The sequence below is a fragment of the Vibrio sp. Isolate30 genome (assembly GCF_022397975.1).
GTDB classification, from domain to species: domain Bacteria; phylum Pseudomonadota; class Gammaproteobacteria; order Enterobacterales; family Vibrionaceae; genus Vibrio; species Vibrio fortis.
Genome location: NZ_JAKEUS010000011.1, coordinates 32,576 through 58,787, shown reverse-complemented (window position 1 = coordinate 58,787; position 26,212 = coordinate 32,576). Strand labels below are relative to the sequence as shown.

Genomic DNA, 26,212 nt, shown 5'->3' with positions numbered 1-26,212 from the left:
ATATGCACAAGTATGCCAAAGGACCATCCTTAGCAGGGCTTGATATTAGTTTATACAGTAATGATGAACTTAAAGGGCTGGTACGCAAATTACTAAAACGCAAGATCCATGGTATATCGTTTAGCCCTTATATTCCTGGACAAAGCCCTGGCTCGTTGCTCTCGGAAGAACAAATTCGAGAACGTCTCTCCATCATACGTCCCTATGTTAAATGGATACGTACATTTTCATGCACCGATGGGAATGAGTTAATTCCTAAAATCGCTCATGACATGGGGCTAAAAACTTTGGTTGGTGTCTGGCTCGATGATGATCTAGAGAAGAATGACATTGAGTTAAAAAATGCAGTAAAACTCGCTGAAGCTGGTTATGTCGACATGCTAGGAGTCGGTAATGAAGTGTTGCTGCGTGGAGAGTTATCTGCGGATCTCTTAGTGGAATACATCGAGAGTGCAAAGAAAGCAGTACCGAACATCGATGTTGGTTATGTTGATGCATATTACTTATTCGAATTAAACCCAGCGGTGACTAATGCCTGTGATGTGGTTTTTGCTAACTGTTATCCTTTTTGGGAAGGTGTACCTATCGAGCACTCTTTGGTCTACATGAAGGATATGTACCAAAGAGTGTCCAAGGTTTCAGGCGGCAAGAGGGTGGTGATCAGTGAAACTGGCTGGCCGAATGAAGGGCCATCCGAATACGGTGCTGTGCCTTCGTGGGAAAATGCTATCCGATATATGTTAAATACTTGCCAGTGGGCGGAGAATGATGCCATCGATCTATTTTACTTCTCTTCTTTTGATGAGGCTTGGAAAGTTGAAAAAGAAGGGGGAGTAGGTGCGTGTTGGGGGTTATGGAGCGAAGAGGGAAGACCAAAGTATGTCTAAAAAACATAGTTCACTTCCATATGGTAGAGCGATTTGCTATTCGGGCTATCGAAATGGACAGAGCCCTGTAACTGGAGCTTATCCAAGCTACGAGCAAATCAAAGAAGATTTACTGATTCTGGAACCAAATTGGGACTATCTCCGACTTTATGACAGCAGTACTCATGCTGAGTTGGTTCTGAAAGTTATTCAGGATGAGAAACTATCTCTACGAGTGCTGTTGGGTAATGACTTAGCGGCAGAGCTTAGTAATCCTAACTGCCCTTGGGAAGCCCAGTACTCAGTAACGCAATTGGCGGAAAATAAGGCTTACAATATACGAGGATTGTTACGCACTATCGAGCTCTCAAACCGTTTTAGTGACATTGTCGTGGCAGTCTCTATCGGTAATGAGGCGAGTGTCGATTGGACCGATCACTTGGTTAGTGTGGAAAGTCTTGTCGCTTATGCCCTAATTTTAAAAGAGAAGATATCTCAGCCAATTACTTTCTGTGAGAATTATGTGCCATGGTGGAACAAACTAGCCCCACTTGTTGAGGTCATCGATTTTATCTCTATTCATACCTATCCTGTGTGGGAGTATCAAGGTCTTGAAAGTGCTATGGATTACACAGTTAGCAACTATACCTCTGTCGCAAGTAAGTACCCTGATAAACCTGTAATAATAACCGAAGCCGGCTGGGCAACTAAATCTAATGGCCGAGGAATTGAGGTTAACAATGCATCTGAAGAACTCCAATGTGAGTACCTCCGACAATTGGTTAATTGGGCTGAAAGTGAGCAGGTATTAACGTTTGTATTTGAAGCATTTGATGAGCCTTGGAAAGGGTCAGAGCACAGTGATGAACCTGAAAAGCATTGGGGTATTTACTATGAGTCCAGAGCTGAAAAACCAGCGGCAAAAACAATGCGCTTGGCGAAGGGTTAAGAGGGCATAGAAGTAATATTCCTTGTTCAAATTAGCGAGTAAATAGGGCGGATTTTATTACACCAAAATTCGCTCTATTTAAATTTTCATCGAACCTAAAACGTAGAGCAATGAGACAACCCGCCAGAAATGGTTGACGCAATGCATAATGTTTCTCTCCCTCTCCACTTAATGAGGAAGTGAACTAGAGTTGCAATTAGGGTAAGAATAAAAATCGTCATTCACCACCTTTGGTATTTATCATGACGCAAACCTTCTGGCACACTGTTGAACAAACATTAGTTTTGGAAAGTCGAACATTGGCAGATCATAAAGAGAGGTTAAACAAACTTTAACGTAAAGCCTCAAAGTTTGTGACGTAACCTTTTTTCCTCAATATATCATCAAAACAATCGAGCCAGATTTTGATGAGTAGTTCGTTGCTGCGTGCTGTTTTCATCACGACACAATAATCGATGTGGTTATTGAAATCCTGTGGTTTTAAGGCTTTCATTCGACCGCTGTCTAGCCATTGTTTGGCGTAGAAGCTTGGCAAATAGCCAGTGAATTCATCAGTCAAAATCAAGAAAGCCGTCGCTTCTTTATCATCGGTCGTCGCCTTAGTGTTATAACGCGACCACTCAACACCATTAGAATAGTTTGATTGTATTGTCGGGAGCTGCAAGATATCCGTTTTGCTGATGTCGAGATAGCTGCGTCTGAAGATGGTGTGGTTGCTTGAAGCGTACAAATACTCTTTTTCTTTGTACAGGTCTAGATAGGTCAATCCGGCGTCAGGCGTTGTCCTCTGCATGACGGCAATGTCGACTTCATCCTGACTGAGCTTCTCTTTCGCTGCTTGGCTGCTTCCCATAGTGAGGTACAGGTTAATGTTGGGAAACTTTTGGCTGACCTTCTGTAAGGTGTGGGTGACCAGCATCTCTTGGTGATTAATAAAGTTGTCGTCGATGTAAATACGTAGCTCGCCACGGGTGGTTTCATCGATGGAGTTGATCACATTGGTGAAGTTATCGATCCCTTCGTGCAGGGCCAAGTAGGCACGATAAATCACTTCTCCTTCAGGTGTTAGCTTGAAGCCGCCTCTCCCCCTTTGGCACAGGGAAAATCCAAATCGAGTTTCTAGATCTGACAGGGCGATGCTGATGGTTGCTTTGTTTTTACCTAGTACGTCTTGGGCAGGGGTGACGCCATTATTCTCAACCACCACTTTAAAGATGTTCAGCAGGCGTAAATCAGAGTGGGAAAATTGATTAATCGTTTTCTTAGCCATTGTTATCTCTAGTTAGTTTGAAATAAGCAAACTTATGTTTTGGTAAATGCAATTTAATGCTGGCGAGGTGATATGTAAAGTAAATGTTACTACTTTGTTTAATTGCTGTTTTGGCTACATGTCGTAACGGCAGATAAAAAGGAACGTTAACATGAATGGAGCACTCACCCCGAATCAGTTGGATTCTCTCTGGATGCCGTTTACGGCAAATCGTGAGTTTAAAAGTAATCCGCGATTAATGACTTCTGCGTCAGGTTGCTACTTTACCGATCAAAACAATCGTAAGATCTACGATTCGCTGTCTGGTTTATGGACTTGTGGCTTAGGCCATAACAATCAATATATTAATGAAGCAATAACCAAGCAGTTGGCCACATTAGATTACGCCCCTTCGTTTCAATTTGGTCACCCCTCTGCATTTGAGTTAGCTGAACGGATTACAGACTTGATGCCTAAAGGTTTGGATAAAGTGTTCTTTACCAATGACGGCTCTGAATCTGTCGATACGGCTCTGAAAATGGCACGTGCATACTGGCGTAAGAAAGGTATGGCGAGCAAAACCAAATACATCGGCCGCGTAAAAGGCTATCACGGTGTGAACTTTGGTGGAGTCAGTGTCGGTGGAATCGTTGGCAACAAGGCACTTTATGGGCAAGGCTTGGATACCGATCACTTATCACACACCATCATTCCCGGTAACGAGTTTCAAAAAGGGTTACCAGCTCAAGGGGCTTACTTAGCTGAGCAGCTTAATGAAATGATCGCTTTGCATGATGCCAGCAATATTGCTGCTGTGATCATCGAACCTGTTGCGGGTTCAGCGGGCGTGTTGCCACCTCCTGTGGGCTACCTGCAAAAGGTTCGAGAGATCTGTGATAAGAACAATATCTTATTGATCTTTGATGAAGTTATCTGCGCATTCGGACGAATGGGTGCTTATAGTGGCGCAGAGAAATTTGGCGTCACGCCAGACATCATGACCACAGCGAAACAGTTAACTAACGGCATTATTCCGATGGGTGCTGTGATCTGTCAAAGTGAAATCTACGACGCTTTCATGGCAAACAGTGGCGATATCAGCGCGATTGAATTCCCTCATGGTTACACCTATTCCGCATCGCCGGTTGCGTGTGCCGCTGCAATGGCCACGCTCGACGAACTCGAAAATCAAAACATCATGGAACGAGTGAATGGCCTCTCTCCTCTGTTTGAAGAGTCGGTCCACTCTCTGCGTGATCTTCCCTACATCAGCGATATCCGCAACTACGGATTAGCTGCCGGAATTACCCTGACATATAAAGATGGTTCACCAGTAAAACGACCTTACGAAGTGGCAATGCGCATGTGGGACAAAGGGTTCTACCTCAGATATGGCGGCGATACGGTTCAACTGGGCGTCCCATTTATCACCACCCCCGATGAGATTGATCGACTGGTTAATGCACTAGGCGAAAGCATTGAGAACAAATAAGACAAGGAGAAGGTAATGAACATTATTGGTCACTATATTAATGGACGCGTGGTAGAAACCAGTGAGAATTTCTTAGATGTCGACTGCCCATCAACAGGAGCAGTGGAGTCTAAGTTGGCAATGGCTGATAGAGCCTTGGTCGATGAAGTCATCACCATTGCTCAGCGAGCACAACAAGATTGGCGTAAAACGCCACCAGCAAAACGCGCACAGATCTTCGCCAAATTTAAAGTGTTGGTTGAAGACAACGCAGAGAAACTGTGCGAGTTGATAGGTAAAGAGCATGGCAAGATAAGCCACGATGCGATGGGAGAATTGATCCGCGGGATTGAAAATATTGAGTATGCTGCCGGGGTTCCTGAACTGCTTAAAGGTGAATTCAGTAAAGATGTTGCAGGCCAAATTGATTCTTGGAGTCAATTCGAGCCACTTGGGGTTGTTGTTGGTATCACGCCATTTAACTTCCCGGCGATGGTCCCGCTTTGGATGTATCCGATGGCGATCGCTTGCGGTAACAGTTTTATTCTCAAACCTTCTGAACGTGTGCCTTCAGCGCAGCTATTCCTAGCGCAGCTTCTTCAGCAAGCTGGCCTGCCAGACGGTGTGTTCAATGTGATTAATGGCGACAAGCTGGTGGTAGACGCACTGCTAGAAGATCCACGAGTGGAAGCTGTCAGCTTTGTAGGTTCCACACCGATTGCTCATTACGTTTATCAAGAAGCCGCACGTTATGGCAAGCGATGCCAAGCATTAGGTGGTGCGAAAAACCACGCGATTGTGATGCCAGATGCTGATTTAGATAACGCTGTAGATCAACTGATTGGAGCTGCTTTTGGTTCTTCTGGTGAGCGTTGCATGGCGCTATCCGTTGCTGTGGCGGTTGGAGATGAAGTCGCAGATGCACTGATTGCCAAACTGACTGAGCAGATGCGCTCCATCAAAGTTGGCCACTATGCCGAGAAAGAGAACAGCTTTGGCGCGGTTATCAGTCAAGAACACAAACAACGTATCGAAGAGCATATTACGTCATCGGTTGAGCAGGGGGCTCGTCTTGTTGTCGATGGACGCAACATCGAAGTGGTCGGCTGTCAGGAAGGTTACTACGTCGGCGCGACTTTGATTGACCATGTCACCACGGAAATGACCAGCTACCAAGCGGAAATCTTTGGTCCAGTGCTGCAAGTGATTCGTGTCGAGTCAATGGAGCAAGCCGTGCAAATCATTAATGACAACCTATACGGCAACGGCACGTGTCTATTTACCCGAGATGGTGAAGCGGCGCGCTACTTCAGTGACGAAATTAAAGTGGGCATGGTCGGCATTAATATCCCTCTACCTGTCCCTGTGGCGTATCACAGCTTTGGTGGCTGGAAGCAATCGCGATTTGGCGACCTGTGTATCTATGGGCCAGATGCTATTCGCTTCTACACCGATCGTAAAACCATCACTCAACGCTGGCCATCTTCCGGTGTTCGTGAAGGTATCAAGTACTCATTCCCAAGCTAGATTTCCCTAATGAGTTGTTCTAACTCATCTTTCTACCGGCTTAATGCCTTATTAAGCCGTCTTTTTGACAAGGAAGGAACTATGAAAACTAACAAGTTATTCAAGTCAGTAGCACTCGCAGCGATCAGTTCATGTGTGGTATTTAACGCAGCCGCTGAGCGTTTCATTTTGGCTCAAGCTTATCCAAACGACCACATCTTTAACTTTGCCGCTGAGACCTTCATGCAAGAGCTTAAGGAAACAGGCTCTGATTACACACCGCAATATCACTCTGGGGGCGATCTCGGTGATTGGCAGTCTCAGTTCGAGCAAGCGGTTGATGGGGTGATCCCGATGACCATTTCATTTGGTGCGTCGGAGTTCGATAAACGCCTTGATCTGACCTGGCTCGGTTACGTTGCCGACGATTGGAACAGCGCTAAACAGATCTATGGTCTGAAAGGTGGGATGCTCGATATTTACAACGACATCTTCGCTGATATCGGCCTTCATGCACTTGGTATTGTACCGACGGGTTTTGGTTCTATGGCTATCCGAAAAGGGGTAGGGAAAGTGCCTGTCGAGTTCCCAGAAGATACCAAAGGGCTGAAAATTCGTACGGTCGATGTGCCTGTCGCGGTTGACCGTTTTGCAGACTGGGGATTCTCAGCGGTACCTATGCCTTATGGTGAGTTGTACACCTCTCTTCAACTTGGCGTGATTGATGGCCGTGGATTTGGTCCTTCGATCGAAATCTGGCAAATGCGTGATGTACTAGAGACTTACATTCTTACCAAAGATTACTTTGAGCAAGGATTCTTTCTGGTGAACAAAGATTGGTGGGACGGATTGCCAGACGAAGAACGCAACAAGATGCAACAAGCGGCTGATAAAACCATGCAAGTTGTTTGGCAAAAAGCAGAACAAATTGATGCTGATTACCTGAAGAAAGTAAAAGGAGCGGGCATCAAAGTAGTCTCACTTACTGACGCGCAAATGGATAAAGCGAAGGCCAGTATTTACAGCAACGAATGGCCAAGTATGGAGAAAACGGTAGGTAAAGACATCATGGATCAAGTCTATTCCGTCTCCGGTGTTCAGAAGTAGTGATGTGAGGCAATTATGAACGACTCTCTTGCACAACGTGATGTGCCTGCTTTTTACAGCGTGTGTGATTTCTTAGAAATGTTACTGCGATTCATCATGATTAGCTCGGTTATTAGCTTGTCACTATTGATGTTCTTCCAAGTAATCCTGCGCTACGTGTTTGATTCTCCGTTCACTGGTATCGAAGAAGTCGCATTGTTACTTGGGGTATGGGTTTATTTTTCAGGTATGGCCTATGCCACTAAGACGAAAGAGCATATCACAGGGGGAGTCATTCACCTTATCGTCGACAATCCAAGGACCATCGAGCTGATTAAGCTGTTTGGCTATCTTGTCTCTCTCAGCGCACTGATGTTCTTCTCTTATCTTGCTATGGAATATGTGATGAAAATTTATGACAGGGGGCGGTTAAGCACCAACCTAGCGTGGCCTCGCTGGGTGTGGTCTTCTTCGATGGTGTTTGGTTTTATCCTTTCTTCGCTCTATTTGTTACTTGATATTGGTCGTGACGTTCGCGAACTGTTTAAACCGGAGGGCAGATCATGACCTTATTTATTCTCGCAATGGCTGTCACAGTCGTGCTGCTGCTGATCGGTGTTCCTGTCGCATTTGCTTTTGGGGTTGGCGCACTACTCTTTTCTTATATCACCGGTAGTAACATCTCGTTCTTGCTGCCGCATGGTTACAACACCGTAGCTAGCTTTTCACTGTTAGCGTTGCCATTGTTTATCTTTTCCGGTTTTGTGATGGCCGAAAGTGGCATCTCTGAACGTATTCTCAACTTCATTAATGCGTTCGTTGGGCGCATCAAAGGCGGTTTGGGAGCTGTGACCGTGATCAGTTGTACTCTGTTTGGCGCTATTTCTGGAAGTTCAACGGCTGCTATTGCCGCTATTGGCAAAATCATGATTCCACGAATGGTCAAAGAGGGCTACCCAGAAGGGCACGCCACTGGTTTGGTTGCCTGTTCGTCGGTATTGGCGTTGCTTATCCCACCATCGATACCTATGATCATTTTCTCGATTACTAGTGGTATTTCTGTAGGAGCAGCGTTCCTTTCGACCATAGTTCCTGGGCTATTACTCGCTCTCTGGTATTGCGTACTCAACCATTTTATTTTGAGAAATGAGCAGGGTATCCAAGTACATAAACCCAAGTCTTATAAAGCTCAGTTTCAAAATATCCAACAAACGGGAAGAAAAGCAACGTTCGCTCTTCTTATGCCTATCATTATTTTAGGCACCATATACAGTGGCTTGGCGACACCGACTGAGGCTGCATCTATTGCTGTGGTGTACTCAGTTGTCATTGGACTTATGGTGTACAAAGGCATCAGCTTTAAACAGCTAATGGATATTACTGTCGGTTCAGTAGCGATGACAGGATCCATTATCGCAGTGTTGTTCTTTCTATTTGTTATGAGTCGCGCAATGGTATTTCAGCAAATACCGAATCAGATCGCGGATGCGTTGCTGCAGATTAGCGATAACAAATTGGTATTACTCTTATTGATCAATGTGTTGTTGATGCTGATAGGCATGATAGTAGACGATATTTCCGGCAGTATTCTTGCTGCGGTTATTTTCCTGCCAATCATTAAGGCACTAGGCATCGATCCGATTCATTTTGCTGCTATCGTGGGCGTTAACTTGGGATTGGGGAACATCTCACCGCCATGCGCGCCTATGCTTTTCATGGCTGGGGGAGTGGCCAAGCTCTCGCTCGACAAATACATTAAACCAACCATGAAGCTGATTCTGCTTGGACATCTGCCTATGGTGCTCATCGTAACCTTCATCCCGAGTCTTTCCTTGTACCTACCAAGCGTACTGCTTTGATTTTGGTATACCTGGACGGTGTCCGAGTGATGATGCAGCGAATAGGCTTTGAGAGAAAAAATATTGTTTTCTAACGGAGTGCTATTTAATCCGAACCAAATTTAGATACAAAAATGCCTCCGTTTTTGGAGGCGTTTTTGCATTGCAGGTTTTGACTTTTGGGATTCTAGTTGGTGTTTGGATAAAAACGCGTTAGAGACTAAAGCTTAACGTGCCCGATATAGACTGAGATAATGGTCTTGAAGCAATAAACGCTTATTAGGTGAAACCTATTCGTACTGCACATATGGTTGCGTGTAAGCCAAAATATTCACGCACTCATTAGTCCCCGCCAGCATATATTCTTTTAGGTCGCCGCCCTCTACTATTAGCGGTGCAGTTTCACGATTGTTTTCCGAAGCTAGCCAGCCATTAGTGTTAACTTGAAACAGCAAATACCGAATCGCTGAACCCTCCCAAAACTCTAGCAGCTGCCCTTCGTCAAGAACTTTAAAGCCTTCAACATTTTCACATGTAACGTAAACAATTTGACCCGACGGAAAAACTAATTTGATGCGCAATATCGACAAATCATAATTCAGTGACAGGACATCGGGAGTTTGTCCTTTGACTCGTTCTTCGATACCAGAAATGCTAACCATATCCATATTTCACCTAATGCCTATTAGCTAGTTGTCTCCATAATGTCGAAGGCGACCAAATTGAAACTTGTTGCCTGAATAAACCACTCATGCCAAGGCACCATTTCCTTGAAGCCATTAAAGTGGAATGTGCTTCCATCAAAATTCGCATTCATGATTTCATCAATTGGGTACTCTGGTGTTTCGTGGCTCACAGGCGCACCATTATTTAACCAAGTGAGACTTTTTTCATTGGATACATTGTATAGAGTCATCACCCCATTTTGCACAATGAGATCGCTTCCATTTGAACTTGGATGCTCTTTACTGATGAAAATACCACTGAGAGCGATGATAATCTTGGAGTCAATTCTGGAAACATCTTCGATAGATACATCATGGAAGTTCATCTTCTCAAAGTCGGTATTAATTTCCATATACCCTCTTGCTAGCTAACGCCCTGCTAAGTGGCTAACAACGCATAGCACGACACTCACACTAACCGCCGTAAACACTGTACCAAACTAGAACCAAAATTGCCGAGCGTTGATAGTTCTTCTTAAGCAGATTGTTAGTTTTGTTTCACCTTTACAATATGACTATACGTTAAGGAAAGTGAAACAATAATAAATATCCCTACGATTTGACCTATTACTCCTAGGAGTAGCTGAGACGACGATAAAAATGCAATTGGCATAATCACAAGCATGCTCAATAAAAACATAAGCAACATTACTCCGCATATATAGAGAGTGTTGCTTTTACTAACCTCCCACGCATATTGCAGTGAAACGTCTTTTCCAACGGCTATAGCAGGGAAAATAATAGAAAGCCTACAGATTAATGGAAGTATGACCAGAAGTATAAGCGACAGCGTAACAACAGGTGACACGTCTAATGCAGATAAGAGAGCAACAGGCAAAAATGCTGTAATCATGAGCATTGAGTAACCTATGAAACGAAGTTCAATTTTTCCTATTTTGAATCGGCCCCACTTAGGTACTGAGTTGTCACCACTGATTACTACCCGATGAACATTTATCGCAACTATCGCAGGTAAGACAAACTGAGGTAATAACAGAATAACAGCTAGAAATCCGGTGGTAATGTTTGCTAGTAACCACTCTAATATCATGGAGAGTAGTATTGGAATAACCGTCGCTTGTGCTATTTGTTTTTTATACTTATACGCATAATATAGAGAGCCAACTACTGTTTTAATTACCACCAAAATCTCCTTATACAACTAACATTTTTTAATAACAGGCATTCTCGTTTTTCTGTTTGCCTGACTTCCAAGTAAGTTATCATAAACCCATAAAAATTAGCGATGATATATCGACATGCATATTCTTCTCTTATGTGGACACAGGTTGTTGCTCTGTTAATTTTTTAACAATGCGTCTAGCTTTAAAAAATCGCCTTAGACTTGTTGAGTCTGGGTTGGTGAAGTACTGTTAGGGGGCGTTTTTCTATCAATATTCCCTTTTCTAAGAAGACGAATTGGTCTGATACTTGGCGCGCGAATTCCATTCTGTGCGCTATGAGCAGTATTTCAAGCTAGGGCTAGTACTTGAGTTAGCATGGCTGGGTTTCGATTCACCACGTTCTATCTAAATCTTTAGCGTATAAAGTAATGGCGCGCTGATACTCTTTAATAGCATCACTATTAGTGGTTGATACTAAAAGTTCAAGGAGTAGGGATGTGGCTTCTTTATGGCGCCCCAAGTTGTAAAGGCACATTGCATAGAAAGGCTGAACTTCAACTGAATTGGGATACTCGCTTAGCGTTTGCTCGAAGTAGATTAGTGCCTCCGTATACATGCCTAGACTTCGATAAGTACTTGCTAACCCAAATAACGCATCAAACCTTTCTACTGACGATAATGAACCTGAAAGAGAAGATAGATAGTGCTCAATCGCTACTTGCTCTTTGCCCTCATTGTCGTATGACCAAGCAATCTGCAAGTGAGCTTTAGCAGCAAAAGTTTCATCGTTTAATAGTGTTTTAAGTAATGCTCTCGATTCTTGGTATTTGGATTCTTTCCGTAGTTCGATGGCTTGTTTGATGATACTTTCCATAGTCTTCCCTTTAGGCATAATCTGAAAGCACTTAAACAGAAAGTTTCTATACGCAAATATAGGGCTCTTCTGTCTAGCTCTTTGTTATCGAAATATTACTAGAAATATATATTTGCAAATAGTGGTATCTCATGATGATTTAGTTAGGAACATAGAATCAGAAAGGCGTGAGAGTCTGGGTAGAGGAAAACTCTTAAACACTGTGGCATGAGTTCAAATGTTAAATAGGAACAGGGCGCTGTCGATATTTGGAAATGAGTTTGTATGACTTGGCATAAGCAATCCAGCAGCACCCATTGATCGTTTTTTCAACCAACCAGATGCGCTGAATGTAGATCTTAACTTTGCGTTTTAGTGGCTAAACGGAGTACATCACTGTTGCTTCGCCGTCGACTGCGACTTCACCGTTCGCGTTCAATACTTGAGTCGATATCACTGCGATGGGCTTGTCGTCGCGTACGCTCGTCACTTCCACTTTGGCCGTGACGGTTTCGCCGACAAAGATAGGGCGAACAAACTTCAAGGATTGTCCTAAGTAGATGCTGCCCGCTCCGGGTACTTTTGAGGCCAATAGGCCAGAGATAAGGCTAGATGCAAGCATGCCATGTACGATGGGGCGCTCAAATTGCGTGGTTTTAGCGAAATCTTCATCTAAGTGGATTGGGTTATTATCTTCCGAGACGCTCGCAAACGCTTCGACGGTTTGTTTATCTAGGGTCTTTTCTATGGTGGCAGTCTGGCCGATTTCTGGCTTCATTACGCGGACTCCTTTTCCATTTCTGTTTCTTGTGCGATGACATCTTGAATGCGCTGTTTCACGTATTTACCCGGTGCGTCGAGTTCACCATCAAGTTCACGAGCTGGAATCATTTCAGAGAAGTTACGCTCATCAACCCAGCTTTGCCAATGTGACCACCATGAGCCTTGATGTTTGTCAGCACTTGCAAGCCATTGAGAAGGTGCTTGGTCGTTATTGTCATTGGTCCAGAAGCCGTATTTATTTGAGTCGGCGTGATTCATTGGCCCAGCAATGTGCCCGCTCTCCGTAAGTACAAACTTATTGTCTCCACCTAATAGTTTAGTGCCTTCAAAATTGCCATCCCACAGGGCGATATGATCATCAATGGCAGATAGGAAGTAGGCGGGTGACTTAACCTTACCCAAATCGATAGTCACGCCATCTATCACCAGTTCGCCTTTGGCGAGTCGATTCTCAAGATAGCACTGACGTAGCAGTTGGTTATGGGTCGCGGCGGTCACGTTGGTGTTGTCACAGTTCCAGTAGAGCAGGTCAAACGCCATTGGGCTTTCGCCTTTCAAGTAGTTGGAGATGTAGTAGTTCCAATACAGACTGTTTTCACGGAGCAGACTAAATGACACTGCCATTTGGCGACCGTCCATATAACCGCGTTGGTTGTTTTGTGCTTCAATGCTGCTGATGATTGGGTCATTGATGAACACACCTAGCTCACCGGGTTTAGTGAAGTCGAGAATGGTGGTGAGTAAAGTGACCGACTTAATGCGTTGCTTGCGGCGTTTGCCGGAGAGGTAAGCCATGGCTGCGACTAAGGTTGTGCCTCCAATGCAGTAGCCAATGCCATTGACTTCGCGCTCGCCGGTAACATTTTCAATTGCATCAAGCGCGGGTAATACGCCTTGAGTAACGTAGTTGCCGAAGTCGACATCTCGCATTTGTGCATTCGGGTTTACCCAAGAGATCATAAACACCGTGTGACCTTGGCTGACCAACCATTTTACGTAAGAGGTCTCGGGGTTAACGTCCATGATGTAATACTTGTTCACGAAGGGCGGTACGATCAGTGTTGGACGTTTATAGACTTGCTTTGTGGTTGGTTTGTATTGAATCAGCTCAAACATCTCATTTTGGAACACGATCTTTCCTGGAGTCGAAGCAATGTTCTCACCCAAAGTGAACTGGTTCTTATCCGTCATGCGAATGTTGAGGATGTCGGCACTTTGCTCTAAGTCTTGACGAAACTGCTTCATTCCTTGGATAAGGTTTTCACCGTTACTGTCCATGGTTAGCTTGAGTATCTCGGGGTTGGTCGCAACAAAGTTACTTGGCGACATGGCATTGAGGTACTGACGAGTGAAAAATGAGAGGCGTGTTTTGGTTTCGTCATCCAAGTCCTCACTGTTTTCTACTGATTGCTGAATGTTGTCACAGGCAAGCTTGTAGCTCTCTTTGATGTAGCGATAAAGCGGTGTATCGTTCCAAGCTGGGTCACGGAAGCGGCGATCGGTCTCTTTGGTTTGTTCTTGGGTGCCAAGAATACAATCGTTGAGCAGACTGACTTGTTGTGTCCACCAATTCATCTGCTGTTCGACCAGATTAGTTGGGTTTTGCACCATTGAATTTGCCCACTTTGAAAAGTCTTCTGATTGGGTTTTCATCAGTGTGGATTGTGTTGGCTGACCTAGGTTGTCCATCCATGCTTGCCCATATTGGGACATAAGATTCATCATACCTTCAAAGGGCGATTTATTTTCCATTCTGACATCCTTGTAAGAAGTGATGCTGAGAGATGGCGATGCTGATTGTTGTGCTTCGCCATCAACCGACAAACAATAAATTAAGCACTTTTCGCGGTTTTAACCGCAGAAGCCGTCAGCTCATCAGCGGCAGATTTAAAATCTTGACCAAGTTGAGTCAGCTTTTGGCTATCTTCCATTAGCTGCTGTGAAATTTTACTTGCCACTTCCATCTGTTTTGAGCCGTATGCAGGGATGTCTTGCGGCTGCTTTAATGATGCGAGGCTTTGCAAAGATTCATTGCCAAGCGCGCTGTATGCTTGCAGGCTATCAAGTTGAATCTTGGTCAGTGTCTCGATGTTTTTTGTTACTAGCTGATTGAAGTTGTAGAACGGGTTAGTTACAGACTCTAGCTGTGACGTGAAGGCTTTAAATGTTTCCTGAGTAGACATAGTTTCATTCCTTGTACTAAGCAAATAGGGGAAGTGAGTGTTCACTTCCCATGCAAGTTATTGTTCGAAATGTTGCGCAACAGTTAACATATTGATCAAGATCAAAGCGAAAGTCATCCTGTTAAATGAGTGGAAAATTGCTCCAAAAATCGATGGATTTAAACATTTGTTTGAATTTTCTGTTTAAGTGCTCAAACCCCTAAACAGGTGGGTGGATCCAAGGGGTGTTTGATATGAGCCGCGTTTTATACAGCTTGCCTAATTCAGTCGATGAATTGGCGAAAATGTGAGCACGGTCACTTTGGCTGACTGAGTTTAGCGTGTCCTGTGAGGTCTGGATCGGTCGTGTTGGTTTTTGGATATGAGCTCTTTCGGGGAGCTTTGTAACCCGTCGACGGAGAATTCACTTCAAATGTCTGCCGCCATCAAGGTGCAACGTTCTCCCTGTCATGTAGTCACTGGCCAACACATACTTGATGCCCGCTATCACTTCTTCAAAGCCTGCCTCCGCGGGAATTAAGGCCTTTTGCAGAGCTTTAGCTTTGTATGCGTCGTCATCATGATCATTGAATTTAATCATAGCCGGAGAGACGGTGTTTACCTTCACCTTGGGAGCCAGCATGGCAGAAAACGAAAGCGTTAGGTTGTTGAGCGCAGCTTTACTTGCTGCGTACGCGATGTGTTTTTTGCTGCCTTTCTCCGCGACGTAATCACTGATGTGGATGATGTCTGAGGTTGTATCACCAGCTATTAGTTGTTCTTTGAGCGCGAGATTAACCAAATAAGGTGCTGTTACATGAACCGTCATCATCTGATTCATGATTTGTGGAGCGTTTTCACTCGGGTTTTGCTTGTTTTCGGGCTTCCAATCAGACGCGTTATGTATGACCGCTCGAAGTGCCCGGTATTCTTCACCAACATAATGAAGAAAACCTTCTAGGCTGCTTGGCTGGTAAAAATCTACCAGTTGCAAGTCAGCCCCTTTGTCGCGCAGTTGTTGCAATTGAGGATAGTCGCTTCGGTACGTCCCGATCACTTTGTATCCATCCGACAAGAGTTGCTGTGCTAGCGCGAACCCAAGACGTTTGCCCACGCCGGTTATTAGAATCGTCTCACTCATCGTAAAAACTCTGCTCTGGTTTGAGGGTTAGTCTTAAAGATTCCGCCTAATGCAGTTGTCGTAGTTTCAGAGTTGGCATCCATAACGCCTCTGGATTTCACGCAGTAGTGAGTGGCTTTGATGGTCACAGCAACGTTCTTTGTCTCAACGAGAGTCTGTATCGCGACTAAGACTTGTTGTGTCAGGCGCTCTTGCACTTGCGGACGCTGAGCAAAAAATCGAACGATACGATTGATTTTGGACAGCCCGAGTATTTTAGATTCAGGGATGTAGGCAACTTGCGCTAAACCGTCAATGGTGATGAAGTGGTGTTCGCACGTCGATGTTAAGTCAATGTCGGATACCTTAACCATTTCATCGACCGACATTTTGTTATCTATGACGCTGATTTTAGGGAAGTTGTTGTAGTCTAACCCCGAAAAGATTTCGTGGACATACATCTTTGCAATACGATGTGGCGTTTCTGCGAGACTGTCATCGGTTAGGTCCAACCCTAGTGTGCTCACTACTTCAGTTAGCAGTCCTTTGATGCGATTGTATTTTTGATCACTGTTCATTTCGCTCGGTGTCATTGGCGTCTCAAGCCCTTTGGCGAGCAAGGCGTCTCTTACTTTTTCTGCTTCTGTGCTTAACATTGCCTCACTCCTTATGAATTGTTGTCTTGGTCTGCTTCATAGCTCAGGGTGAGCGAAACAGAATCTGCGAAACGCAGTGCATGAGGCTTGTCGATTCTCACTTGAGCGTATCGTACCCACGAATGGTCAATACAGATGCCAAGTACGTCACTGGTTAATTTTTCTAGAAGCAAGAATCGTCCAGATTCAACGTGTTGAATGATCTTCTTGCAAATGTTTTTGTAGTTGAGCGCGTTGTCCACATCATCAGCGAGACACAAGTTGTTGGCTGGATAGTGAATCTCCGCGTTGATAACGATGTCTTGCTGTTTGGTTTTTTCTTCTTCGTTGAAGCCGATGAAGGTTCTTAGTCTGAGATTTGTAATGGTGATAATGGCGTTGTGATTCATAACAATGTCCAATCCTTAGAAAGTGAAGTCAGTTACGTGCTTGTTTTGATAAAAGATCAATAAAACTCAGGCGATTCAGTGGTCAGCGTCCTTCTCAAAGTGTTTACAAGAGCTATGTGAAATCGAGCTTAAAAGGGATGGGGTTGGTTTTCTGACTCAATTGGTCGAAGTTGTCCCAGAGCTGCTGAAAGGAAAGGTCTAAAGTGGGGTGGCGTTTTTGGGGCGCAATATCGACGAGTGGTCGAAGCACAAAGGCGTATTCTGTGATTTCACCTCTAGGCAATTCCACTCCATCAATGATGCCGACCAGATCGTCGTAGAGAAGGATGTCGATATCCATCGTTCGCGCTGCATACGCTTTGGTCTCACGCTGACGACCATTATCTAATTCGATCTGACGCAGGACTTTAGAAAGCGCTGTCACAGGTAGGTCACATTCAAACCCAACGACTAGGTTTAGGAAGTTGTCACCTTCAAAACCCACAGGCACACAATCGTAGAATCTAGATATCTGTAGAGGGGCGAAGCTATCCTCCAGAGCTTTGAGAGCCTCTGTGGTGTGATGTTCGCGGTTGATGTTACTTCCGATGCTTAGATAAACGGTGGCCATAGTCATCTCTTCCTTTTTAGGCAACCAGTTACGTTTCAATTGGTAGTTAAGATCAGGTGTGTATCTTTTGGGTGTCTATAGAGTCAAAGAAAATAAGGCTTCGATGCAATTAAAACCATCTTGTTTGGGTCTTGTCTTTACTCACTGGATTATTGGTAATAACGTATTCTGAAATATCCTGAATGAGGTCTGGAACAATTGTGTTCCACAAGGGTAAACTTCAGACAAAGCCTTTTGTTAGGTATCTATCTGTTAGGTATCTGTGACAAGCGTTGCGAGCCAATACAGCGGAGATAGCAGCGATCTAATCATTTAATAAGTAGCAATATGACGAAAAAGTACACAACCTCCAGTCACTGGGGGGCAGGGATTGCAGAGGTCAAGGACGGCAAATTAGTTCGCGTCAGTGCACACCCATTTGATACGGACCCTTCACCTATCAATGACAACATGCGCAGCTCTCTTTATGGAACTGCCAGAATAAAGAAACCGGCTGTTCGTAAGAGCTATCTTGAAAACGGGCCACAACATAAAAACAACACACGAGGCCAAGAGCCTTTTGTTGAGGTTTCTTGGGAAACAGCCTTCGACCTTATCAGTAAAACGGTTAAATCCACTCGTAATGAGCACGGCAATGAAGCGATATTTGGCGGCTCTTATGGTTGGGGTAGCGCTGGCCGCTTTCACCATGCTCAAAGCCAGCTTAAGCGTTTCTTAACTTGTGCTGGTGGATTTGTAAGTAGCGAAGGCAATTACAGCTACAACACGGCGCTTGTTCTGTTGCCACATATTGTTGGTGACTTTAATAAACTAACTTCTACTGCAACGCGCTGGTCAACGATTGCCAAAGAGGGCGAATTGGTCGTTATGTTTGGTGGTGTACCACTTAAGAGCGCTCAAGTGTCTCCTGGCGGTTGTACACGTCACCGATTGAAAGACGAACTACTGGCCTGTCGCAAAGCGGGTGTTGAGTTTATAGACATTAATCCGTGTCGTTCAGATTCTCCGGCAGAAATTGAAGCGGAATGGCTAGCTGCAGTCCCGGGATCTGATTCAGCACTCATGTTGGGGCTTGCACATACCTTGCTCGTTGAAGATCTTCATGACAAGGCATTCCTTGACAAATATACGGTTGGGTTTGATGAAGTTAAGGCGTACCTGCTTGGTGAGAAAGACGGCGTCGCTAAGACAGCAGAGTGGGCGAGTGCTTTATCAGAAATTCCTACAGAACGTATAAAGAAGCTCGCTCGTCAGATGGCCAAATCTCGCACCTTTATCTGCACAGCGGCAGGGGTTCAGAGAACAGAGCATGGTGAGCAGACTCTTTGGGGAACGATCACACTAGCTTCTATGCTTGGTCAAATTGGCTTACCTGGCGGTGGCTACGCTATCGCCTACGGTTCTGACGGTGGGATTGGATTGATGCATCGTCCTATTCGCTGGCCTGCGTTCCCACAGCGTAAAAATAACGTCGACGCTTTTATTCCGGTGGCGTGTATTTCCGATATGTTGCTTAACCCAGGGGCAGAATATCAATACAACGGTATGAACTTGACGTATCCAGATGTTCGTATGGTTTGGTGGGCTGGTGGTAATCCGTTTCACCATCATCAAGACATTAACCGCTTAATTGAGGCATTCCAGCAACCTGAAACCATCATTGTTAATGAAATCAACTGGACGTCAACGGCAAGGTTTGCCGATATAGTATTACCGGTAACGACAACACTTGAACGAGAAGATATCGGTGCAGGCTCGCGTGACAATAGCTTGATCCCTATGCCTAGAGTCGTTGAGCCCGTTGGCGAAGCTCGAGACGAGTTTGATATTTTCACCGAGATCGCAAAGCGCTTGGATATCGAAGAGGACTTCACGCAAAACAAGACCTCACGTCAATGGCTTGAGAGCATGTGGCAAAAGCTTATCCCTGAGTCGAAAAACTTAGGTGTTGATCTTCCCGATTTTGAAACGTTTTTGAATGGGGACGTTATCGAATTCGCAGATCCGAACCCAGACACCGTATTGCTTGCCGACTTTAGGCAAGACCCAGATTTGCATCCATTGACGACACCAAGTGGTAAGATCGAGCTTTACAGCGAACGTATTGCTTCGTTTGGATACGATGATTGTCCAGGGCAGTTTACTTGGCTACCTCCGACAGAATGGTTGAAATCAAAACAAGCGGAAACCTTCCCGCTGCATATGATTTCAGGGCAGCCGAAAACAAAGCTGCATAGCCAACTCGACTCCGGTAGTTACAGCCGAAATGCCAAGATTAAAGGGCGTGAGCCAGTGATGATCAATCCGGTAGATGCGAAGGCACGAGGCATTGAAGACGGCGATATTGTTAAGGTCTTTAATGAACGAGGTGAGTGTCTAGCGGGTGCGGTTGTGACTGAAGACATTCGAGAAAGAACCATCTATCTGTGTACTGGTTCATGGTATGACCCGATGAATCCAAGTGAAAAAGGCAGCCTTGATAAGCATGGTAACCCGAATGTTCTCACTCACGATAAACGGACATCGAAGCTGTCACAAAGTACTGCCGCTCACAGCGCGTTGGTCAATATAGAGAAATTTGAGGGTGATTTGCCGGAGATAACTGTATTTGACTCGCCGGAGATGTCAGTCGAGTAGCGAACTTCCGCGCTGACTTGTGTTGTGCGAGTATTCTGATGAACTAAAAGAAAAGGGTAGCGAAATGCTACCCTTTGTTTTCCTTAACCTAAAGCTTATTTCAGGTCAAAACGGTCTGCGTTCATGACTTTCGTCCATGCAGCGATAAAGTCTTTTACAAACTTCTCTTTCGCGTCGTCACATGCATAAAGCTCAGCGAGTGCTCTGAGTTGAGAGTTAGAACCGAAGACAAGGTCTACGCGTGTTGCCGTCCATTTTTTCTCACCTGTTGCTCTGTCTGTGCCTAAGTAAGCACTGTTGTTTGGACAAACAGGCTTCCACTCAGTCGCCATATCAACAAGGTTCACGAAGAAATCATTGCTCAAAACGCCAACCTTATCGGTCAACACTCCGTGAGGGGTATTGTTGTGGTTCGCGCCTAGCACACGCAGACCACCGATGAGTACGGTCATTTCTGGTGCTGACAGAGCAAGTAGTTGTGCCTTATCAAGTAGCATCTCCTCTGCAGGTACTGTGAAGAGTTTTTTCGCAAAGTTGCGGAAACCGTCTGCTTCTGGCTCAAGAACTGCAAAAGATTCGGCGTCTGTGTGCTCATTTGTGGCATCAACACGGCCTGTCGAGAATGGCACTTCAACACTGAAACCACCATCTTGAGCTGCTTTTTCAATCGCAGTATTACCCGCTAGGATGATCAAGTCAGCAATAGAAATACCACGGTCATTGGTGTTGAATGCAGAACGAACGGATTCAAGTTTGGTCAGAACTTTGTCCAGTTGTTCTGGTTGGTTTGCTTCCCAATCTTTTTGAGGTGCTAAACGAATGCGAGCACCGTTTGCACCACCACGGAAGTCTGAACCACGGAATGTTGATGCACTTGACCATGCTGTGTAAACCAGTTCGGATACAGTTAAGTCCGTTGCAAGAATCGCTTGTTTAAGTTCTGCGATATCGCTGTCTGATAGTGTGTCAAAGCTTGCTGCTGGCAGCGGATCTTGCCAAATCAAATCTTCAGCTGGAGATTCTTCACCCAAGTAACGGCTCTTCGGACCCATATCGCGGTGAGTCAATTTAAACCAGGCGCGAGCAAACGCATCTGCAAACTCTTCCGGGTTCTGGTGGAAGCGTTTCGAAATTGGACCGTAGATTGGGTCCATACGCATTGCCATATCGGCTGTGGTCATGATGGTTTTCACTTTCACAGAAGCGTCGTGCGCTTTCGGCGCCATATGGTCTTCTGTTACTCCAATCGGTTCCCATTGCCATGCACCAGTTGGGCTTTTCACTAGATCCCAATCGTAGCCAAATAGCATGTCGAAGTAGCCGTTATCCCATTGGATTGGGTTTGGTGTCCAAGCGCCTTCAATACCGCTGGTGGTTGTATCGTCACCTTTACCACTGCCGAAGCTGTTTTTCCAACCGAAGCCCATCTCTTCAAGCGGCGCAGCTTCTGGCTCGGGTCCCATAGCCGATTCAGGGCCTGCACCATGCGTTTTGCCGAAGGTATGGCCGCCAGCAACCAGTGCTACTGTTTCTTCGTCGTTCATACCCATACGAGCGAATGTATCGCGAATGTCACGACCTGACGCTAGAATGGTTGGTTCGCCATTTGGACCTTCTGGGTTTACGTAGATCAGACCCATTTGCACGGCTGCCAATGGTTTTTCAAGATCGCGCTCGCCGGAATAACGCTCGTCACCTAGCCATTCGCTTTCAGCACCCCAATAGATGTCTTCTTCCGGTTCCCAAATATCTTGGCGACCTCCAGAGAAACCAAAGGTAGGTAGCCCCATTGATTCGATTGCAACGTTACCCGCCAAGATGAACAAGTCTGCCCATGAAAGGCTGTTACCGTATTTTTTCTTGATAGGCCAAAGAAGACGACGTGCTTTGTCTAAGTTACCGTTATCTGGCCAACTGTTGAGTGGAGCAAAGCGTTGGTTACCTGTATTACCGCCCCCACGTCCATCTGAAGTTCGATATGTTCCTGCAGCGTGCCATGCCATACGGATCATGAATGGACCGTAGTGACCGTAGTCGGCTGGCCACCAATCTTGAGAGTCTGTCATTAGAGCTTCAAGATCGACTTTTACTGCTTTCAGATTTAGTGCTTTAAACGCTTCTGCATAATTGAAGTTTTCATCAAGCGGATTCGACTTGGTGTCGTTTTGGTGGAGGATTTTCAAGTTCAATTGATTAGGCCACCAATCGACGTTTTTCGTTGCTTTACCACCAAGGGTTGTGTTCCCGCCATGCATTACTGGGCATTTGCCCGCATTACCATTTTGCTCACCGTGCATATCTATCTCCTGAATGCGACGAAGTTAACTAACAACCAACCTTAGATACGATTCATGAAAGGATGATTATCTATCCAGTTAAATCTATTTGTATTATTAATTAATATAACCATAAAATAAATGTGGTTATCTGTCTATATATTAAGAATGGCATCAAAGCGGTAAAAAAGCAGATCACTTATTTCTATTTCTTTGATAGAAAAATCCTATTGATCTCTTTTGTGAAGAGTGGTGGCAGGTGAGTGGGGTCTTAGATAAAAAAACGCCTCAAACGAATTGTTCCGCTTGAGGCGTTTTGTTGTTCAGATGAAACCGTTACTTAGTGTGAAAGATTTGCTCGGTTTCTAAGTGAGTCATTGCGCGTACTTGACGCCAGATGTAGTAAAAAATACCAAACATCATCAGCATGCTTGGGATTGCAATCGCTGGGTAGCTGTAAAGAGTGAGCTTGCCAAGCTCTTCGTTAAACGCTGCTGTGCCAGCAGGGCTGGTTACAATCCATGTCGCTAAGAAGTAATTCATCGCCGAAGAGAAGGCGAATGTACTTGCAAATAGGTAGTTTGAAGACATCAAGCAGCGATCAAAAGCTTGTTTTTTTCCGTTTGCTTCAAGACGCTCATTGATGAGTGGCAAGTTAAGCACGCTGTCGTTAAGCAACATTTTTTGCATTAATGGGTAACGAGTGAATGTTGAACCCAATACCGCTAAGCCAATAAGGCCGGGGATCAAGGCTTCTTTAAGGGCTAACCAACGCGTATCTAGCTCAAGTAGGCCAATACCACCCGTTAATAAAACGCTGATGAAACCAAGAGCCGCGATGAAATTGAATTTCTTGTTGCGGATCAGATCCATACCACCGTAAATGACAGGGAATAGCAGGGCCACAACCAATGCCATGGCAGTACCTAAGTGCTCTTCACCACTAAACTTCATCAAGATAAAAGATGGGATAAATACGTTAAAAAGGATCTCGAATAGGGGATTCGACTTTTTTTCGGTCGTGTTGTTCATAATGCTTTATTGACTCTGTTATGTCACTGCTAGTTACTTCATTAGAAGTTTCGATTGCATGGCAGCAGATGTAAAGTGTTCATGCGTCGCGTTGTGTAACGAGTTATGAAATATTTGCGGCCATTGAGCCACAAACTGGCGAGTCAGGCAAGGAAACTGGGGTAAAAGTTGTTATGACAAAGGAATACAGTGGCCATTATTCTCAATATCTTGCTTCTGTCAGTTGGGTACGATCTTCTACCATTTAGACAGTCCCACCTTTTGAGAGTGAGGCCACTGCAATCTGTTAACCAATAGCTATTGGCTAGAAAGGAGCAAATGTGTCAGGTTTGTCGGTAGGCGTGGTCCAACGTTGGGTAGCATCAATCGTTGTATAGCTCGCACCCTGCATCGGAATTTGCCCACGATTTCCATATAGCCACAGCACTAAGTTTGAACGCTCACCTTGCGTGATAGGGTGAGTTGCGTGCGGTACATGTCCTCGATGGATCAACGCCACACCCGGCTCAAAAGTTTGGTCTACTAGGCCTCCAGTTGTCGGGTCGTAAAAGCTGACTTCAGACCCAGAGAAAGTTTCTTCGGGAAGGTTTATGTTGATGTTCAATGTCACCGAAGACGCATCAGTATGCATTCTCAAAGAAGTATCCGTATTCGGTTGGTACTGTATTGAGAAGCCAAAAGTTTGCGCGTCATAACCAACAATTTCTGGGAACAAAAGTCGCGCAATTGGTCTCATGTACTTATCCAACATTTCACGATAAAACGTCTGGAAATTTGGTGCAGCTAGGTACCCCTCAGAACGTTCATCCAACATTGCACCACCTCGATTCAACGCAATGCCGTAAGGCGGTCTTAGTGGGATGTCTGCACTCGCCGCTGATGACAAATAGCTACGTAGTTGTTTGATGCTATCAACATCGAAAAATTGAAACTTATAAACACCAGGCGCAACTTCGCTTATTAACTCTTTGACGGCATTTTCTTTGGTGGGTTCAGCCCACGAATTATTGATAGCATCACGCAATTTATGATCGATAAGTGATTCTGTTAATGGAGCTAAGCTCTGGTTCTTTTCCCACTCATCCCATGCGTTTTTAAAGAGTGCTCTATTGTTACTCCAAAACGCATGGACCTCAGGCGCTCGTTGTAACATCGCTTCGCGTGTTGGACGTTGTACATCTCGAGCTTGTTGTAATTGGTTCAGTGTCATCGTTCCATTTCCTATTCCGTTTTCTTATGGAACGAATTTATTCCTTATCAATTTGTAGATAAATGGGGCTTATAAAGAAACACTATCAACAAAAAGTTGAAAAAGATGATTGAAAATGTCAATGGAGAGTGGAATAAGTCGTAAATTCGGCCTCTCAACTCGGTGAATTAGTCTTCATTAAGCTTATCTTTAAACCATGAATTATCGTTTTAAATGCTAAATTTAATGATAAACGATAATTTTTTGTTGTTTATTTGGTCTTGGTGGTTATAATCTGACCTACATACCAATATGTTGGAGAGTTCATATGAAAGATATTCAGAGATACAGCCGAAAGATTAGAGTGATCTTGCAAGCCTTGATGCTGCTGCTTCCTTTATCAATGGTTTACTTTTGGGCATTTGTCCAAACACCTTGGGACTTCCTAACGACAACCGGCATTGTTCAGTTTAGTCATGATATATCTAGCTACACATCTCAACCGCTATCGAACGAGACACGATTTTGGGCTCTAATCGTCAGCCTTCTGCCTTGCGGTGTTATTTTCTATGCGCTTCTGATCTTAACTAAGCTCTTTAAAAGCTATGAAGCGAGCGAAGTGTTTACTGTTGAAACGGTTAAGTACTATCGCAAGTTAGGGTTGAGTTTCTTTTACTGGGCGTTTGGTGGTCTTGTTTATGGTGGGCTCATCTCTGTTGTCTTGAGTTTTAACAACCCTCCCGGTCAGCGCATTTTATCTATTAGCTTTACAGGCTTAGATGTTGTTACACTGTTTTGTGGAATGATTGTATTGGTTATTTCATACGTTATGAATGAAGCTCAAAAAATTGCTGATGAGCAAAGACACACGATCTAAGGCGCGGAGCATGAACATAGTAATTAACCTTGATGTAATGATGGCAAAACGGAAAATGCGTTTGAAAGAGCTGTCTGAACAGGTTGGCGTCAGTGAACAGAACCTATCGATTCTTAAAAATGGTAAGGCGAAGGCGATACGATTTAGTACGTTAGAGAAGATATGTGAAGTCTTAGAGTGCCAGCCCGGAGACATCATTGCTTACCAAGCAACTTAAGAGCGGATGCTGTGACAACAATCCGATGTTGCAGCCCATCCTTAATGAGCGATATTATATGCCTCTTTTGTTCGCCAAGGTTTCACGATGTCAGATGAAGAATTAGCGCTAGAGTGGATGCGCCAGCAAGCTCATAAAATTGACCCATACGTTGAAAACCCAACTTTCGACGAATGCGCTGAGCTGCTTGAACCCGCTTTTAAGAAAGGAAAGACGATTGGTCAGTTAAAGTTTCTGTTAGGCGAGGCAGACCGAAGAGCAGGTGCGGCGGAACGCAAACACGCGGCATTAAAGTACGCAAAGGAAAAGAGTCCGAACGCGGGGCAAATTTTGCGATTGCAAAGTAAGCTTCAACAAGTTCAATTGGCGCTTAAGTTAGCGACGGGAGATAACAATATGACCATCTCTCAATTCTGTGCCGAATATGAAGTGAGCAAGCGAGATGGAAGTACCGCTTGGCATGAGAAATTGGTTCAGCAGGGAAAGAAAAGATAGTTTCAACGTATATTGATGCTGGTCTAAGAGCAAGTCCTGCTCTTTAGCACCTGTTCTAAGTCGTTCGAAAAGCCACTTATTTATCTGATATGAAGATAAATA

Annotated in this window: 26 protein-coding genes and 1 pseudogene; 11 read left to right on the top strand and 16 right to left on the bottom strand. The window is 44.7% G+C overall.

Annotation, left to right across the window (positions count from 1 at the left end; translation table 11 throughout):
• Positions 1 to 2: 2 nt before the first annotated feature.
• Entirely contained in the window at positions 3 to 887 is an 885-nt protein-coding gene (locus tag L1D60_RS20010) for a glycosyl hydrolase family 17 protein (protein ID WP_239842626.1), read from the top strand.
• Complete coding sequence (locus tag L1D60_RS20005; protein ID WP_239842625.1) at positions 880 to 1,815, top strand: glycosyl hydrolase; 936 nt, start codon at positions 880 to 882, stop codon at positions 1,813 to 1,815. The genes L1D60_RS20010 and L1D60_RS20005 overlap by 8 nt, the downstream gene beginning before the upstream one ends.
• A 331-nt stretch (positions 1,816 to 2,146) precedes the next feature.
• Here the strand turns inward: L1D60_RS20005 and L1D60_RS20000 are convergent, their stop codons facing one another.
• Entirely contained in the window at positions 2,147 to 3,085 is a 939-nt protein-coding gene (locus tag L1D60_RS20000) for a LysR family transcriptional regulator (protein WP_239842624.1), read from the bottom strand.
• A gap of 151 nt (positions 3,086 to 3,236) precedes the next feature.
• Between L1D60_RS20000 and L1D60_RS19995 the strand changes: the two genes are divergently transcribed.
• The 5 genes from L1D60_RS19995 to L1D60_RS19975 all read left to right on the top strand — a co-directional run bounded on the left by L1D60_RS19995 (position 3,237) and on the right by L1D60_RS19975 (position 8,986).
• Positions 3,237 to 4,556, top strand: coding sequence for an aspartate aminotransferase family protein (locus tag L1D60_RS19995; protein WP_239842623.1), 1,320 nt, complete (start codon positions 3,237 to 3,239; stop codon positions 4,554 to 4,556).
• A gap of 15 nt (positions 4,557 to 4,571) precedes the next feature.
• The gene (locus L1D60_RS19990; RefSeq protein ID WP_239842622.1) at positions 4,572 to 6,062 is read left to right on the top strand and encodes a CoA-acylating methylmalonate-semialdehyde dehydrogenase; all 1,491 of its coding nucleotides are present in this window, start codon (positions 4,572 to 4,574) and stop codon (positions 6,060 to 6,062) included.
• Between the two features lie 81 nt (positions 6,063 to 6,143).
• Complete coding sequence (gene dctP, locus L1D60_RS19985; protein WP_239842620.1) at positions 6,144 to 7,148, top strand: TRAP transporter substrate-binding protein DctP; 1,005 nt, start codon at positions 6,144 to 6,146, stop codon at positions 7,146 to 7,148.
• 15 nt (positions 7,149 to 7,163) lie between these two features.
• Positions 7,164 to 7,694 (top strand): TRAP transporter small permease subunit, encoded by a 531-nt coding sequence (locus L1D60_RS19980; protein ID WP_239842619.1) that lies wholly within the window; start codon positions 7,164 to 7,166, stop codon positions 7,692 to 7,694.
• On the top strand, positions 7,691 to 8,986 hold the full coding sequence (locus tag L1D60_RS19975) for a TRAP transporter large permease (RefSeq protein ID WP_239842617.1): 1,296 nt from the start codon (positions 7,691 to 7,693) through the stop codon (positions 8,984 to 8,986). The genes L1D60_RS19980 and L1D60_RS19975 overlap by 4 nt, the downstream gene beginning before the upstream one ends.
• 269 nt (positions 8,987 to 9,255) lie before the next feature.
• Here the strand turns inward: L1D60_RS19975 and L1D60_RS19970 are convergent, their stop codons facing one another.
• From L1D60_RS19970 to folK, 12 genes and pseudogenes are all read right to left on the bottom strand, one after another.
• Positions 9,256 to 9,633, bottom strand: coding sequence for a hypothetical protein (locus tag L1D60_RS19970; RefSeq protein WP_239842616.1), 378 nt, complete (start codon positions 9,631 to 9,633; stop codon positions 9,256 to 9,258).
• Positions 9,634 to 9,650: 17 nt separating this feature from the next.
• The gene (locus L1D60_RS19965; protein WP_239842615.1) at positions 9,651 to 10,043 is read right to left on the bottom strand and encodes a hypothetical protein; all 393 of its coding nucleotides are present in this window, start codon (positions 10,041 to 10,043) and stop codon (positions 9,651 to 9,653) included.
• A 134-nt stretch (positions 10,044 to 10,177) separates the two neighbouring features.
• Entirely contained in the window at positions 10,178 to 10,834 is a 657-nt protein-coding gene (locus L1D60_RS19960) for a hypothetical protein (RefSeq protein ID WP_239842614.1), read from the bottom strand.
• A 229-nt stretch (positions 10,835 to 11,063) separates the two neighbouring features.
• A pseudogene (locus tag L1D60_RS23605) lies at positions 11,064 to 11,160 on the bottom strand (amino acid ABC transporter ATP-binding protein); the annotation flags it as partial.
• A gap of 45 nt (positions 11,161 to 11,205) precedes the next feature.
• The gene (locus L1D60_RS19955; RefSeq protein WP_239842613.1) at positions 11,206 to 11,688 is read right to left on the bottom strand and encodes a tetratricopeptide repeat protein; all 483 of its coding nucleotides are present in this window, start codon (positions 11,686 to 11,688) and stop codon (positions 11,206 to 11,208) included.
• Positions 11,689 to 12,046: 358 nt separating this feature from the next.
• Positions 12,047 to 12,445, bottom strand: coding sequence for a MaoC family dehydratase (locus tag L1D60_RS19950; protein ID WP_239842612.1), 399 nt, complete (start codon positions 12,443 to 12,445; stop codon positions 12,047 to 12,049).
• Complete coding sequence (gene phaC, locus L1D60_RS19945) at positions 12,445 to 14,202, bottom strand: class I poly(R)-hydroxyalkanoic acid synthase (protein WP_239842611.1); 1,758 nt, start codon at positions 14,200 to 14,202, stop codon at positions 12,445 to 12,447. Before phaC ends, L1D60_RS19950 begins: the two co-directional genes overlap by 1 nt.
• A gap of 80 nt (positions 14,203 to 14,282) precedes the next feature.
• Positions 14,283 to 14,633 carry a phasin family protein gene (locus L1D60_RS19940; RefSeq protein WP_004738385.1) on the bottom strand — a complete coding sequence of 117 codons (351 nt, stop codon included), beginning with the start codon at positions 14,631 to 14,633 and terminating at the stop codon, positions 14,283 to 14,285.
• A 403-nt stretch (positions 14,634 to 15,036) separates the two neighbouring features.
• A complete protein-coding gene (folM, locus tag L1D60_RS19935) occupies positions 15,037 to 15,753 on the bottom strand; it encodes a dihydromonapterin reductase (protein ID WP_239842610.1) in 717 nt (238 codons plus the stop codon).
• Positions 15,750 to 16,388, bottom strand: a complete 639-nt coding sequence (gene folE / locus L1D60_RS19930; RefSeq protein WP_239842609.1) for a GTP cyclohydrolase I FolE — start codon at positions 16,386 to 16,388, stop codon at positions 15,750 to 15,752. The genes folM and folE overlap by 4 nt, the downstream gene beginning before the upstream one ends.
• Before the next feature lie 11 nt (positions 16,389 to 16,399).
• Entirely contained in the window at positions 16,400 to 16,777 is a 378-nt protein-coding gene (folX, locus tag L1D60_RS19925; protein ID WP_239842608.1) for a dihydroneopterin triphosphate 2'-epimerase, read from the bottom strand.
• A gap of 112 nt (positions 16,778 to 16,889) precedes the next feature.
• Complete coding sequence (folK, locus tag L1D60_RS19920) at positions 16,890 to 17,387, bottom strand: 2-amino-4-hydroxy-6-hydroxymethyldihydropteridine diphosphokinase (RefSeq protein WP_239842606.1); 498 nt, start codon at positions 17,385 to 17,387, stop codon at positions 16,890 to 16,892.
• 327 nt (positions 17,388 to 17,714) lie between these two features.
• Here folK and L1D60_RS19915 point away from each other — a divergent pair, with 327 nt between their 5' ends.
• Positions 17,715 to 20,024, top strand: a complete 2,310-nt coding sequence (locus tag L1D60_RS19915) for a molybdopterin-dependent oxidoreductase (RefSeq protein WP_239842605.1) — start codon at positions 17,715 to 17,717, stop codon at positions 20,022 to 20,024.
• A 95-nt stretch (positions 20,025 to 20,119) separates the two neighbouring features.
• On the opposite strand, the gene katG is transcribed toward L1D60_RS19915, so the two are convergent.
• The 3 genes from katG to L1D60_RS19900 all read right to left on the bottom strand — a co-directional run bounded on the left by katG (position 20,120) and on the right by L1D60_RS19900 (position 24,542).
• Complete coding sequence (katG, locus tag L1D60_RS19910; protein WP_239842603.1) at positions 20,120 to 22,321, bottom strand: catalase/peroxidase HPI; 2,202 nt, start codon at positions 22,319 to 22,321, stop codon at positions 20,120 to 20,122.
• 315 nt (positions 22,322 to 22,636) lie between these two features.
• Entirely contained in the window at positions 22,637 to 23,332 is a 696-nt protein-coding gene (locus tag L1D60_RS19905) for a VC0807 family protein (protein ID WP_239842602.1), read from the bottom strand.
• A 304-nt stretch (positions 23,333 to 23,636) separates the two neighbouring features.
• Positions 23,637 to 24,542, bottom strand: coding sequence for a 2OG-Fe(II) oxygenase (locus L1D60_RS19900; RefSeq protein ID WP_239842601.1), 906 nt, complete (start codon positions 24,540 to 24,542; stop codon positions 23,637 to 23,639).
• A gap of 307 nt (positions 24,543 to 24,849) precedes the next feature.
• Between L1D60_RS19900 and L1D60_RS19895 the strand changes: the two genes are divergently transcribed.
• The 3 genes from L1D60_RS19895 to L1D60_RS19885 all read left to right on the top strand — a co-directional run bounded on the left by L1D60_RS19895 (position 24,850) and on the right by L1D60_RS19885 (position 26,110).
• Positions 24,850 to 25,398, top strand: coding sequence for a DUF2975 domain-containing protein (locus L1D60_RS19895; RefSeq protein ID WP_239842600.1), 549 nt, complete (start codon positions 24,850 to 24,852; stop codon positions 25,396 to 25,398).
• A gap of 10 nt (positions 25,399 to 25,408) precedes the next feature.
• Entirely contained in the window at positions 25,409 to 25,615 is a 207-nt protein-coding gene (locus tag L1D60_RS19890; RefSeq protein WP_239842599.1) for a helix-turn-helix transcriptional regulator, read from the top strand.
• An 87-nt stretch (positions 25,616 to 25,702) separates the two neighbouring features.
• Positions 25,703 to 26,110, top strand: a complete 408-nt coding sequence (locus L1D60_RS19885) for a hypothetical protein (RefSeq protein WP_239842598.1) — start codon at positions 25,703 to 25,705, stop codon at positions 26,108 to 26,110.
• Positions 26,111 to 26,212: the final 102 nt, after the last annotated feature.

Bases quoted from the DNA above. Each gene is read 5' to 3' on its own strand.
- dctP (WP_239842620.1), top strand. From the start codon at position 6,144: ATGAAAACTAACAAGTTATTCAAGTCAGTAGCACTCGCAGCGATCAGT.
- L1D60_RS19980 (WP_239842619.1), top strand. From the start codon at position 7,164: ATGAACGACTCTCTTGCACAACGTGATGTGCCTGCTTTTTACAGCGTG.
- folX (WP_239842608.1), bottom strand. From the start codon at position 16,777: ATGAATCACAACGCCATTATCACCATTACAAATCTCAGACTAAGAACC.
- L1D60_RS19950 (WP_239842612.1), bottom strand. From the start codon at position 12,445: ATGAAGCCAGAAATCGGCCAGACTGCCACCATAGAAAAGACCCTAGAT.
- L1D60_RS19965 (WP_239842615.1), bottom strand. From the start codon at position 10,043: ATGGAAATTAATACCGACTTTGAGAAGATGAACTTCCATGATGTATCT.
- L1D60_RS19900 (WP_239842601.1), bottom strand. From the start codon at position 24,542: ATGACACTGAACCAATTACAACAAGCTCGAGATGTACAACGTCCAACA.
- katG (WP_239842603.1), bottom strand. From the start codon at position 22,321: ATGCACGGTGAGCAAAATGGTAATGCGGGCAAATGCCCAGTAATGCAT.
- folM (WP_239842610.1), bottom strand. From the start codon at position 15,753: ATGAGTGAGACGATTCTAATAACCGGCGTGGGCAAACGTCTTGGGTTC.
- L1D60_RS19885 (WP_239842598.1), top strand. From the start codon at position 25,703: ATGTCAGATGAAGAATTAGCGCTAGAGTGGATGCGCCAGCAAGCTCAT.
- folK (WP_239842606.1), bottom strand. From the start codon at position 17,387: ATGGCCACCGTTTATCTAAGCATCGGAAGTAACATCAACCGCGAACAT.
- L1D60_RS19970 (WP_239842616.1), bottom strand. From the start codon at position 9,633: ATGGATATGGTTAGCATTTCTGGTATCGAAGAACGAGTCAAAGGACAA.
- folE (WP_239842609.1), bottom strand. From the start codon at position 16,388: ATGTTAAGCACAGAAGCAGAAAAAGTAAGAGACGCCTTGCTCGCCAAA.
- L1D60_RS19995 (WP_239842623.1), top strand. From the start codon at position 3,237: ATGAATGGAGCACTCACCCCGAATCAGTTGGATTCTCTCTGGATGCCG.
- L1D60_RS19895 (WP_239842600.1), top strand. From the start codon at position 24,850: ATGAAAGATATTCAGAGATACAGCCGAAAGATTAGAGTGATCTTGCAA.
- L1D60_RS19955 (WP_239842613.1), bottom strand. From the start codon at position 11,688: ATGGAAAGTATCATCAAACAAGCCATCGAACTACGGAAAGAATCCAAA.
- L1D60_RS19890 (WP_239842599.1), top strand. From the start codon at position 25,409: ATGAACATAGTAATTAACCTTGATGTAATGATGGCAAAACGGAAAATG.
- L1D60_RS20005 (WP_239842625.1), top strand. From the start codon at position 880: ATGTCTAAAAAACATAGTTCACTTCCATATGGTAGAGCGATTTGCTAT.
- L1D60_RS19975 (WP_239842617.1), top strand. From the start codon at position 7,691: ATGACCTTATTTATTCTCGCAATGGCTGTCACAGTCGTGCTGCTGCTG.
- L1D60_RS19990 (WP_239842622.1), top strand. From the start codon at position 4,572: ATGAACATTATTGGTCACTATATTAATGGACGCGTGGTAGAAACCAGT.
- L1D60_RS20000 (WP_239842624.1), bottom strand. From the start codon at position 3,085: ATGGCTAAGAAAACGATTAATCAATTTTCCCACTCTGATTTACGCCTG.
- L1D60_RS19915 (WP_239842605.1), top strand. From the start codon at position 17,715: ATGACGAAAAAGTACACAACCTCCAGTCACTGGGGGGCAGGGATTGCA.
- L1D60_RS19905 (WP_239842602.1), bottom strand. From the start codon at position 23,332: ATGAACAACACGACCGAAAAAAAGTCGAATCCCCTATTCGAGATCCTT.
- phaC (WP_239842611.1), bottom strand. From the start codon at position 14,202: ATGGAAAATAAATCGCCCTTTGAAGGTATGATGAATCTTATGTCCCAA.
- L1D60_RS19940 (WP_004738385.1), bottom strand. From the start codon at position 14,633: ATGTCTACTCAGGAAACATTTAAAGCCTTCACGTCACAGCTAGAGTCT.
- L1D60_RS20010 (WP_239842626.1), top strand. From the start codon at position 3: ATGCACAAGTATGCCAAAGGACCATCCTTAGCAGGGCTTGATATTAGT.